The organism is Sporomusa sp. 246TCP1 (genome assembly GCF_057319775.1).
The window spans coordinates 3,464,289-3,475,967 of record NZ_CM170492.1 but is presented as its reverse complement, the minus strand read 5'-3'; the positions used below and the strand labels follow the sequence as shown (position 1 = coordinate 3,475,967).

The window sequence follows — 11,679 nt, the reverse complement described above, 5'->3', positions numbered from 1 at the left end:
TGTACAGGATGATAGATAACTTTCGGCTGGTAATTATTACTGGAATGTCAGGGGCGGGAAAGTCCCAGGTGGTACGTGCTATGGAAGATCTGGGTTATTTTTGTGTAGATAATTTACCGCCTATGCTAATCCCTAAATTTGCTGAACTATGTGCCCAATCTGGCGGCAAGGTTACCAAAATTGCGCTGGTGGTGGATATTCGCGGCGGCGAATTTTTTGATAAATTGGTTCAGGTGCTGGAGGGGATGGAGAACCAGGGTTTACTTTATGAGATATTATTTCTGGAAGCCTCAGATGCAACAATTATCCGCCGTTATAAGGAAACCCGCCGCCGTCATCCTATGGCCCCTCATGGCCGGATCAGTGAGGGCATAAGCCGGGAGCGGGACAGACTGGAGCAAATCAGGGGACGGGCTACACATATAATTGATACCTCTGGACTCTCTACTGCCGAGCTGCGCGGTAAGATTACGGCCCTGTTTGCAGAAGAGCACGAACATGAGCGCATGACAGTTACGGTCGTATCTTTTGGTTTTAAACATGGTATGCCACTTGATGCTGATTTGGTAATGGATGTTCGGTTTTTGCCCAATCCCTTTTATGTTGAGTCTTTGCGTCGCAAAAGCGGACGTGAGGCCGTAGTGGGTGACTATATCTGGAAATGGCCTGTTACCCAGCAGTTTATGGAAAAGCTGTCAGGTCTGGTTGATTTTCTTGTTCCTCACTATATCAAAGAGGGGAAAAGCCAGTTAATTATTGCTATCGGGTGCACTGGAGGCTTACATCGCTCGGTATTTATTGCGGAGAAGATGTTTGAATACCTGAAAGGCAAAGGCTTTAAGGTTAATGTTGAACATCGGGATATAAAGCACAATGTTATTGAATAACGGGGGGCGGCAGGTTCTAAACGCCCATCTGAATAACGGAAATACTACAAGATTAGAGCAGGTTAGAAATGTCCAGCTGCAAGGCGCGATGAGGACGCGACCGCAGTCGTACTCGGAAGTACGTCGGAGGGAGCGCCCACAAGAGCAACGAAGCAGATGGGCGTTTATCACCTGCTCGGGGGTGACGGAATGCATTTTTTAAAGTGGCTATATCCGGGAATGAAGTTCAAGCGTTGGCTGCTGCTATTTTCTGCAGGTGTTATTTGTGCCAGCTTAGGCTTGGCCATTGTTTTTAACTATAAATATATTGGTGTAATGGAAGAAGCTATCTTCCGGTTGTTTTATCTGACGACAGGAAAATACTATTATGCTGTGACTACCGTTGCCGGCACTGCCATTATTGTGCTTGGTCTAGGTGTTATGCTGGCGGCAACGCAGCAGATTATAAAGTCTGTTATTAGTGTATTGGTGCCTGAAGGCTCTGATAAGCTTGTGGAAATTATTTTTGAAAAACGTAAGCTCAACCGCGGCCCGGCGATTACTGTTATCGGTGGTGGCACAGGTTTGTCTGTGCTATTGCGGGGAATAAAAAGTATTACCAGTAATCTTACGGCAGTGGTCACAGTAGCAGACGATGGCGGGTCATCCGGACGGTTGCGAGCGGATCTGGGGATTATTCCGCCAGGTGATTTGCGCAACTGTTTGGTGGCACTTGCTGATACGGAACCGCTGATGGAAAAGCTGTTTCAGCACCGCTTTGGTGGTACAGGAGAATTAGCCGGTCATAACTTTGGTAATCTGTTTATCGCCGCTATGACTGAAATCGTTGGTGATGTTGAACAGGCACTTAAAGAGTCCAGTAAGGTATTGGCCGTACGTGGACAAGTGTTGCCTTCTTCGACGGAACGGGTGTTACTGGCAGCCGAAATGACTGATGGCACTATAGTTCAAGGGGAATCAAAGATTCCATTGTCAGGTAAAACGATTAAGCAGGTATATATTGAGCCTCGGGATGTTAGGCCGCTAAAGGGGGCAGTAGAGGCCATTCGTGACGCAGATGCCTGTATCCTGGGGCCAGGCAGTCTCTATACCAGTGTTATTCCTAATTTATTGGTAAAGGGTATTGCCGAGGCTGTAAGTGATAGTGATGCTGTTAAAATATATATTTGTAATGTTATGACCCAGCCAGGTGAAACTGATGGTTATAGTGCCTATGATCACATTAAGGCCATTCTTGACCATTCTGGTCCAGGCACAATTGACATTGCGGTTATCAATGTGCAGGAGATAGCGCCCGATTTGCGGGAAATTTATGCTGAGCAGGGGGCCTATCCGGTAGAGCCGGACATTGAGGCCATTGAAAAATTGGGAATTAAAGTAGTGAAAGCCAACCTTGTTAGCGAAACTAATCTGGTGCGTCATGATCCGGCGAAGCTGTCGCGCACACTTATGTCGCTGGTGTACGATTTGAAGCTTAATTCTGACCGGATGCGCTTGTTAGATTATTATATTATGGCGGAAAGTATCAAGAAATTAAAAGATTAACTGAAGGACTGAGGCCCTTGTCGTTTTCAACGGAAGTTAAAAATGAGTTGGCCCACATAACCGGTGGGCGTAGTTGTTGTGATGCTGCCGAACTGGCAGCGCTCATCCGGATGGGGGGTGCAATGTCTATTGGCGGTAATGCCAATCTGGGTATCAATTTTAGCAGCGAGAATGCGGCTGTTACCCGGAAAGTACTTGGTCTGATAAAAGGCTATGCGAATATAAATACCGAAGTGGTTGTGACCAGAGGACGGCGGCTTAAAAAAAATAATACCTATCATGTACGGGTAATACCGTCACCCGGGGTTAACAAACTGCTGGCAATGTTAGGCATTATGCGGGACGGTGGCCTTAACGTTCACTCAGACCGGGGAATTCTTCGCAAAGTCTGCTGTCGTCGGGCCTATCTCAGGGGGGCATTTTTGGGGGCTGGCTCAGTTAACCGTCCTGAGGGCTCTTACCATCTGGAATTGGTAACAGGCAATGTCGATCTGGCGAAATCGCTGGTACGAGTCATGAAATCGCTTGATTTGCCAGGGCGTATGACTGATCGTAAAGATGACTATATTGTCTATTTAAAGGAGGGTAATGCCATTACCGCTTTTCTCCAAATCATTGGTGCTCACAGTGCCTTGTTGACTTTTGAAAATGTACGGGTTGTTAAAGATATGCGCAACCAGGTTAACCGACTGGTTAACTGCGAGACGGCCAATCTGCAAAAAACTGTCAACGCTGCCGTGCGTCAGGTTGCTAGTATCCAGACTATTGCAGAGGCTATGGGGCTTGATAAGCTGACGCCACCGCTCAGGGAGGTGGCTGAGGCACGGCTAGCCTATCCGGAGGCCACTTTATCTGAATTGGTAGAGGTCCTGGAAGGGCGGATTGGTAAGTCTGGTATCAATCACCGCCTGCGCAAGCTGGGAGAAATAGCTCAATCATTAGGCTTTTGCCAACCAGAAGATGAGATGAACAAATAATGATACGAAGTTTACAAGTTATTGGTGCCTTTATTCTAATAATTAGCCTTTGGCTCCTGGCTCAGGGCGGCGGTGTGCCTATTTTGGCCTACCATCAGGTGGGCAGTTTGCCTGAGATATATAGCATTGATGCCGATGAATTCGACCAGCAGATGCAGTATTTGGCAGAGCATGGCTATACAGCCATTTCCTTAAGCGAATTGTTTGCAGCCAAACAGGGTGGTGGGAAGCTGCCTTCCCGGCCAGTCATTATTACCTTTGATGATGGTTATGAGGATAATTATTTGACCGCCTTGCCTATTATGGAAAAGTACGGTATGAAAGGCACTGTATTTGTTATTGCCGGACAAGTGGGTCAAACCGAATATATGACCTGGGAACAATTGAAGGTGATGCAGCAACGGGGAACAGAAATAGGTTCTCACACCTATAGTCATGTGGCGTTAGATGAAATTAGTCCTCCGGAGCAATTGGCTGAGCTTGTGCGTTCCAAACAGGTGATCGAGGCTAGCCTGGGGCAGTCAGTCAATTTTTTGGCCTATCCGTATGGCCAATATGATAGTGCGACAATTGCTGCAATGCAGCAAGCCGGTTATACGGGGGCTTGCACTGGCCGGCCTGGTTTAGGTACGACAAGCGGCGATGTCTATCAGCTCAACCGTGTCAATATCCCCCGGCCCAAATATGGTTTATGGGAATTTCGCCTGCGGCTGCTTAGGGCGCAAGTCTATGGGAAGCTGGCGTCCTTATGGTAAACTCCGCCAACGGTTGAAGGACAGGATAGAGTCTGTTATAATACCGGTAGGTGATCAACCATTGTTCAGCTAGAAAGTCTAACTTTCCCTGATCTTATTAGGAGGTATATTTTTGTCGAATTTGTTGTGTCAGGTAAGTGTGGCCGTGGCTGTTACACTTGCCGTTAGTTGTGTTTCTACACCTCAGCTTACGCTGGCCAAGTCCGGTTTTCCGGCAGGTATTGATATGCTTCACCTAGCAGAATTGCCTATTACGATGACCGACCAAGGCGGCACGCTGCTGTTATCAGACAGTCCGGAGATGGTGGAAGATGATGGTATTATGTACCAGGATACCGTAAGTGGTGATATCCGGCTATTTTTTCACCATGTTAATGCTACCAGGGAGTTAAAAAAAATTGTTGTTCTCTTGGTCAACGATTCGGACACAGCAACTGATGTTATAGTCAATCAGTATGGACTGGGTGGTCCGGGTTTGGATTATTTGGCAATAGGCAAAACTGCTGAAATGAATTATCTAAACCAAGCGGAGAACGAGCTTATTGAGGTGCCTGCCAAAGGGACAGCCTTGTTAGAACCAATCCTTAATAAGACTGCTGTTGCGTCAGATGAACTTGTTAATGGTATCTATGACTTCCAGAGCAAAATACCTGTTAAAGTTGTTATTATGATGTTGCCTGTTGATGCTGATCCGGCTATATTTGCTGCCACGGCCAGTGTATTGCCAAACACCAATCACCGGCTTAGGGGAACCTTCCCTGGCCGGGACCGCTTGCTTGTTCCCAGCCAAGTCTATAATCCGGCCCAGGATGGCGTAATGGCTATTACCCTGGCTGATAACAAGCTTGATACTTATGTTAGCGGTATTGATGCCACCGATGGTTCAAAGACTCTTAACTATGGCAACTATGGTGTTATGTACAAGCTGTTTTTACCTACAGCGTTTGACAATAACTATGCCGTCTATTTAAATCCCCGGGGTGGGGCGTATGCAGGTGGGATGAAGGTAAAATATCGCTATCAGGAAGAATATACGATCGGAACCCCAGCCGATAAACTGTTTTTTGGTACTAAGAAAGACAATGAGGTTACTCATCTTGGCGACTATGCAGGCGGACAATCGCTGTGGTTGACATTTTCACCACCGGGTGCGTCCAGCCTGCCTGTTAAAATCGTTCTGACTCCGGCCCCGGCTACTAAAAATAAATAATGATTTAGGGGTAAGCCCTGTAGTTAGTGGCAGGGCGATCTCCTTTTCCTATTGCTTACTGCTAATAAAAGGGCTAAAATAGTAAAGTAAGAAGTAATTACATATTCCATAGGTAAGGGGGGGAATTGACTATGAAAAAGCATGTTGTAACAATTAATAAAGCATCACTCACTCAAACAGTACAGACTGGCGGCTGTGGAGAATGCCAGGCTTCCTGTCAGTCGGCCTGCAAGACTTCCTGCACTGTCGGCAATCAGGTTTGCCAGCAGCAGGCGTAGTGCAGCAGCCCCTTGACCAAGACAAGGGGCTTACTTTTTTGAGAAAGGAATTACAATGCAAGTTCATAAATTTAATATAAACGAGCTATTCATTGTTCTTGATATTAATAGTGGTGCCGTGCATGTTGTTGATAGTTTAGTGTACGATATATTAGATATTTTTAACGGTGTCAACGAGGCGGAAGTTGTTGCCGCCCTTACAGATAAATATGAAGCAGCTGCGCTTACTGAAGCTTTGACTGAACTAAAGGAACTGATGGCAGCTGGACAATTGTTTTCCCCTGAATTAACCGTGCCGCTAACCTTTCGGGATAAGCCACTGGTGAAATCATTGTGTTTGCATGTGGCTCATGATTGCAACCTGCGTTGCGGTTACTGTTTTGCAGGGACAGGTGATTTTGGCCATAGCCGTGGACTGATGTCCAAAGAGGTTGGTGAACGGGCTGTTGATTTCATTATTGAAAATAGTGGGCAACGCCGTCATTGTGAATTGGACTTTTTTGGCGGGGAGCCGCTTTTAAATATGGATACTGTCCGTCATGTTGTTAGTTATGTGAGAAAACGTGAGACTGAGACAGGTAAGGTGTTTAAATTAACACTGACTACGAATGCGTTACTGCTGACAGATGATATTATTCAGTACCTTAATGATAATACGATCAGTTTAGTCCTTAGTCTGGATGGCCGGCCGGCGGTTCATGACCGTATGCGCCCACGGGCTGATGGCAGCGGCAGCTATGATAAGGTTATTAAGCGCTGTAAACAGGTAGTCGCTTCGCGTGGTGATCAGAATTATTACCTGCGTGGTACCTATACGGCATATAATCTTGATTTTGCCGCCGATGTATTATCCATGGCTGGTCAGGGGTTTGGTCAGCTGTCAGTGGAACCTGTTGTGGCCAAAGATGTTGATTATGCCTTAACTAAAGAGCATTTGCCCGAGTTATTCCGCCAATATGAGCTATTAGCCGCGGAGTATTTAAAGCGTAAGCTGGCAGGCAAGGGGTTTGATTTTTTTCACTTCAATCTGGATTTGGGCCAGGGTCCCTGTGTTGCCAAACGCCTGAGCGGCTGTGGTGCAGGGCATGAGTATTTTGCTGTTACTCCTGAGGGTGATTTATATCCCTGCCACCAGTTTGTCGGGCGGGATGAATATAAATTAGGCAATATCTATGAGGGTGTTAAGAACACCGAATTGCCGGTAAAATTCCGCCAGGCTCATGTGCTCAATAAGCCAATCTGCCGTGAGTGCTGGGCCAGATTCTACTGTAGCGGCGGCTGTCATGCCAATGCTGATTTGTTCCATCATGATTTGCATCAGCCGTACGAAATAGGCTGTGAGCTGCAGAAAAAACGTCTGGAATGCGCTATCATGATTCAGGCCAAACTGGCAATAGCCAGTCAAAGCTAATATAATTATGATGGATATAGCAGTTCATATTCTAATAACTGGTATCGTCCAAGGGGTGGGGTTCCGCCCCTTTGTATATAATTTGGCCCGACGATATGGCGTAAAGGGCTGGGTGTCAAATAATGCTAGTGGCGTAGAGATTGAGGGCGAGGGAAGTCAAGCAGCTATTAGTGGTTTTTTGGCAGATCTAAGCAGTCAAACGCCGCCGTTGGCTGTTATTGACACGCTTACGGTGAAGGACTGCCAGTTAGGTGGTTATGCTGACTTTCGCATCACGGCCAGTGTAGCTGACAAGACTAAAACTGCGCTGGTTTCGCCTGATGTAGCTATCTGTTCGCACTGCCGGGAGGAGCTCTTAAACCCGGCCGACCGGCGTTACCGTTATCCGTTCATCAATTGTACCGATTGCGGGCCGCGGTTTACTATTATTAATGATATCCCTTATGACCGGCGGGCAACCACCATGTCTGAGTTTACCATGTGCCCGGATTGTCAGGCCGAATATAATAATCCTGCCAATAGGCGTTTTCATGCGCAGCCCAATGCCTGCCCAGTGTGCGGGCCGGCTTATCAATTGCTGGACAAAGAAGGACGGCAGGTCGACAGCCAGGAAGAAGATGTCTTTATTGAGGCAAGAAAGCAGCTTGCCGCCGGCCGGATATTGGCTATTAAAGGTATTGGCGGTTATCATCTAGCCGTTAATGCTTTTGACTACGCTGCCGTAGCGCGGCTTAGGCAGCGAAAGGTGCGTGAAGATAAGCCGTTTGCCGTGATGGCCGGCAGTTTGGCTGCCATCAGGACTCAGTGCCTGGTGTCGCCGCTGGAAGAACAACTACTAACAAGTGCTGCCAGGCCGATTGTGCTGCTGAATAAGGGTGAGGGCTACAGCCTGGCCGAAAGCATTGCTCCAGCTAATCCCTGTATTGGCATGATGCTGCCTTATACACCGGCCCATACCCTGCTTTTGGCACCAGCAGATATATGGGTTATGACAAGCGGTAATCTTAGTGATGAGCCGATTGCTTATCAGGATAACGACGCCATCAGCAGACTGAATACGATTGCTGATTATTTTTTAGTCCATAACCGGGATATTTATTGCCGGGCTGATGATTCAGTGGTTAAAGTAGTGTTTAATAAGCCCTGCTTTTTTCGCCGCAGTCGCGGCTATGTGCCTGGGCCTGTCAATCTGGTGCGTGAATTACCGCCAGTATTGGCAGTGGGTGGGGAGCTAAAAAATACTTTTTGCCTGACTCGGGGTAAGCAGGCTTTTCTGAGTGCTCATATCGGTGATTTAGAGAATATGCCGACATATCAATCTTATGTTGAAGCCATAGAACATATGCAAAAGCTGCTTGCGGTTACGCCGATGGTAGTAGCTTGTGACCTGCATCCTGAATACCTGTCAACCAAATATGCACAAACAATAGGGTTACCTACCGTTGCTGTTCAGCACCATCATGCCCATATTGCTGCCGTTATGGCCGAACACCATTTGACCGGACCCGTTATTGGCCTTGCCTTTGACGGCACAGGCTATGGCCCGGATGGTACTCTGTGGGGCGGAGAATTTTTAGTTGCTGATATGCGGGAATACCGGCGAGCCGGGCATTTGTCCTACTTGCCGCTGCCAGGTGGGGCGCAGGCTGTTCGTCAGCCGTGGCGCATAGCTGTTTGCTTGCTTAAGGAGCTATATGGAGAGGACTTTATTAACCATCAGGCGATACCCTTAGTGCAAGCTCTGCCTGCTGGCTGGGAGCTAGTAATAGCGGCTGCTGAAAAGAAGATTAATACGCCACTGTCATCAGGGGCTGGCAGGTTATTTGACGCTGCTGCGGCTTTACTTGGTATCCGCCAGAGTATCAATTACGAGGGTCAGGCGGCGATTGAGCTTGAGCTGGCAGCGCAGGGGGCCGTTGGCCGGGTGTTGTCTTATGGGATAAAAGAAGTGGATGGCAAATGGAATCTTGATTTTAAACCAGTATTTGCTGCCTTATGCCAAGCCTTGCAGCAAGGTGCAGCAGTGGGGCAGCTTGCCGCTGATTTTCATACTACTTTGGCGGCGGCTGCTTGCGATATGACTGTGAAAATTAGCAGAGCCACCGGTATTCGGGACATTGCCCTGAGTGGTGGAGTTTTTCAAAATATTACCCTGTTATCACAAGTTATCGGAATGCTCACACAACATAAATTACAACTATATCTTCACCGTCAGGCACCGCCCAATGACGGTGGTTTGGCCTTAGGTCAGGCGGTAATTGCGGGGGAAGGGAGTCGATAAATTATGTGTTTGGCTGTTCCTGCCAAAATAATTGAGCGTAGTGAATTCTTGGGTACAGTTGACATCAGCGGCGTAACTCGTGAGGTTAGCCTGATGCTGCTGCCTGATGCTGTGGTGGGTGACTATGTGCTCATTCATGCCGGCTTTGCCATTCAGGCCATTGATGAAGAAGAGGCGTTACGCACGCTGGAGTTGTTTAAGGAGCTAGAACAATATGAGACTGACTGCTGAGGAAACAGCCCGTGCGGCTGACTTTTTCACCCAGGCTATCGCCAAGCTGGCACAGCGTCCACTGCGGCTGATGGAGGTGTGTGGTACCCATACAGTGTCCATCTTCCGTAACGGCATTCGTCAATTGCTCCCGCCAACTGTCGAGTTGGTCAGCGGCCCCGGCTGTCCGGTGTGTGTTACGCCCAATGAATACCTGGATACGGCTATTGCGTATAGTGGCCGGGAAGATACAATTCTGGCTACTTTTGGCGATATGCTCAAAGTGCCGGGCTCGCAGTCGACACTTATGGCTGCAAAAACACAGGGAGCTGATATCCGCATTGTTTATTCACCGTTAGAGAGCCTGACAATGGCAAGGGAGAACCCAGAGAAGGCAGTGATCTTTCTGGCTGTTGGTTTTGAGACCACAGCACCTACAGCAGCTGCTACCATACTCCAGGCTGAGCAACAGGGGTTAGACAATTTTTTTGTTTTATCGGCCCATAAACTGGTGCCGCCAGCGCTCAGAACCATCCTAGATGCTCCGGATATCAGAGTGGATGGTTTTTTGCTGCCAGGGCATACGGCGGCTATCAGCGGATTTGCGCCTTACCAGTTTGTTGTCAGCGAGTATCAGGTACCGGCGGTCATTACCGGTTTTGAGGCCCTGGATATTTTGCAAGCCATCTATATGCTGCTGGCGCAAATAGCTGCCGGCAAAGCCGAACTGGCTAATCAATACCGGCGAGTGGTAAAACCGGCAGGTAATGAGGCAGCCTGGAATATTCTCCGGCAAGTGTACCAACCTGCAACTGCTATTTGGCGGGGATTTGGTGAGATTGCGGACTCAGGACTGGCACTAAGGCCAGAATACAGTGCCTTTGATGCCAGGCTGAGACTACCGCTGGCAGCTGTGGTAACTAAGGAACCGGCAGGCTGTCGCTGTGGCGAAGTACTCTGTGGCCGGATTCGCCCGGAAGATTGTCCACATTTCGGCTGCAGTTGTACACCAGAGCATCCGGTAGGGGCCTGCATGGTGTCGGTGGAAGGGGCTTGTGCTGCCTGGTATAAATACGGCCAAGGACGGTGGAATTATGCATAATCAGGAAGAACTAATCTTGCTGGGTCATGGCAGCGGTGGCCGCTTAAGTCATGACTTAATACAGAATATTATGGTGTCAGCGTTTGCTAATCCGCTACTAGCCGAGTTGCATGATGGCGCGCGCTTCAGTATTGGTGGTACCAAGCTGGCCTTTACTACTGACAGCTATGTTGTCAAACCACGTTTTTTCCCTGGCGGCGATATCGGCAAACTGGCTGTTTGCGGCACAGTCAATGATTTGGCCATGTGTGGTGCGAGACCCCTCTATTTGAGTGTCGGCTTTATCCTGGAAGAGGGCTTACCTATTGCCGAACTTAAAAAAATTGTAGAATCAATGCGGGCTGCGGCTCAGGACGCTGGTGTTGCTATTGTTACTGGTGATACAAAAGTAGTCGAACGGGGAGCAGTTGATGGTATTTACATTAATACGGCCGGGATTGGCGCTATACTGCCGCAGGCTGATATTACTGCCAGCCGCGTCAAGCCAGGCCAGGTAGTCATAGTCAGTGGCTACCTGGGCGATCATGCCATAGCTGTTATGAGTGAGCGGCATGGCTTAACACTGCCGGCACAAATTATCAGTGACTGTGCTCCCTTGAACGGACTTATCCAGGAGCTGTTAACCGAAGTACCTGCCATCAGTATGCTGCGTGATCCCACCCGGGGTGGATTGGCGACAACTCTCAATGAGATTGCCGCCGATGCCGGGGTGGGGATTGTGCTGGAGGAAAGTTCCCTGCCGGTGAGGCCGGAAGTAGCAGCTGTCTGTGAATTGCTGGGATTTGAACCTTTGTACCTTGCCAATGAAGGAAAAGTAGTAGTTTTTGTCGAAAGGGAATATAGTGAAAAAGTTCTGAAAATTATGCACCGGCATCAGGTGAGTTCAACTGCCCGTATTATTGGCACTGTGAGCGATAAAGCAGCTGGAATGGTAGCGCTCAAAACCACGGTAGGTGGTTTGCGCCTGTTAGATATGTTATCAGGCGAACAGCTGCCGCGAATTTGCTGATATTTTTTGAATAA

General features: G+C 48.3%; 11 protein-coding genes. All 11 read left to right on the top strand.

Annotated elements, in window-relative coordinates; translation table 11 throughout:
• Window positions 1-11 precede the first annotated feature (11 nt).
• The 11 genes from rapZ (at window position 12) to hypE (ending at window position 11,665) form a co-directional block, all read left to right on the top strand.
• Window positions 12-887: an RNase adapter RapZ gene (rapZ, locus tag AC1ECB_RS16445; protein ID WP_485669356.1), complete on the top strand. Its 876-nt coding sequence runs from the start codon at window positions 12-14 to the stop codon at window positions 885-887.
• A gap of 189 nt (window positions 888-1,076) precedes the next feature.
• Complete coding sequence (locus AC1ECB_RS16440; RefSeq protein WP_485664784.1) at window positions 1,077-2,432, top strand: gluconeogenesis factor YvcK family protein; 1,356 nt, start codon at window positions 1,077-1,079, stop codon at window positions 2,430-2,432.
• Window positions 2,433-2,449: 17 nt separating this feature from the next.
• Window positions 2,450-3,409, top strand: coding sequence for a DNA-binding protein WhiA (gene whiA / locus AC1ECB_RS16435; RefSeq protein WP_485664783.1), 960 nt, complete (start codon window positions 2,450-2,452; stop codon window positions 3,407-3,409).
• Window positions 3,409-4,164, top strand: a complete 756-nt coding sequence (locus AC1ECB_RS16430; protein ID WP_485664782.1) for a polysaccharide deacetylase family protein — start codon at window positions 3,409-3,411, stop codon at window positions 4,162-4,164. The genes whiA and AC1ECB_RS16430 overlap by 1 nt, the downstream gene beginning before the upstream one ends.
• 112 nt (window positions 4,165-4,276) lie before the next feature.
• Window positions 4,277-5,374 (top strand): copper amine oxidase, encoded by a 1,098-nt coding sequence (locus AC1ECB_RS16425; protein ID WP_485664781.1) that lies wholly within the window; start codon window positions 4,277-4,279, stop codon window positions 5,372-5,374.
• Between the two features lie 131 nt (window positions 5,375-5,505).
• Complete coding sequence (gene scfA, locus AC1ECB_RS16420; protein WP_021169117.1) at window positions 5,506-5,652, top strand: six-cysteine ranthipeptide SCIFF; 147 nt, start codon at window positions 5,506-5,508, stop codon at window positions 5,650-5,652.
• 55 nt (window positions 5,653-5,707) lie between these two features.
• Complete coding sequence (gene scfB, locus AC1ECB_RS16415; protein ID WP_485664780.1) at window positions 5,708-7,063, top strand: thioether cross-link-forming SCIFF peptide maturase; 1,356 nt, start codon at window positions 5,708-5,710, stop codon at window positions 7,061-7,063.
• Between the two features lie 7 nt (window positions 7,064-7,070).
• Complete coding sequence (hypF, locus tag AC1ECB_RS16410) at window positions 7,071-9,344, top strand: carbamoyltransferase HypF (RefSeq protein ID WP_485664779.1); 2,274 nt, start codon at window positions 7,071-7,073, stop codon at window positions 9,342-9,344.
• A 3-nt stretch (window positions 9,345-9,347) separates the two neighbouring features.
• Window positions 9,348-9,575 (top strand): HypC/HybG/HupF family hydrogenase formation chaperone, encoded by a 228-nt coding sequence (locus AC1ECB_RS16405; RefSeq protein ID WP_485664778.1) that lies wholly within the window; start codon window positions 9,348-9,350, stop codon window positions 9,573-9,575.
• The gene (hypD, locus tag AC1ECB_RS16400) at window positions 9,559-10,656 is read left to right on the top strand and encodes a hydrogenase formation protein HypD (protein ID WP_485664777.1); all 1,098 of its coding nucleotides are present in this window, start codon (window positions 9,559-9,561) and stop codon (window positions 10,654-10,656) included. Before AC1ECB_RS16405 ends, hypD begins: the two co-directional genes overlap by 17 nt.
• Window positions 10,649-11,665 carry a hydrogenase expression/formation protein HypE gene (gene hypE, locus AC1ECB_RS16395; RefSeq protein ID WP_485664776.1) on the top strand — a complete coding sequence of 339 codons (1,017 nt, stop codon included), beginning with the start codon at window positions 10,649-10,651 and terminating at the stop codon, window positions 11,663-11,665. The genes hypD and hypE overlap by 8 nt, the downstream gene beginning before the upstream one ends.
• Window positions 11,666-11,679 lie beyond the last annotated feature (14 nt).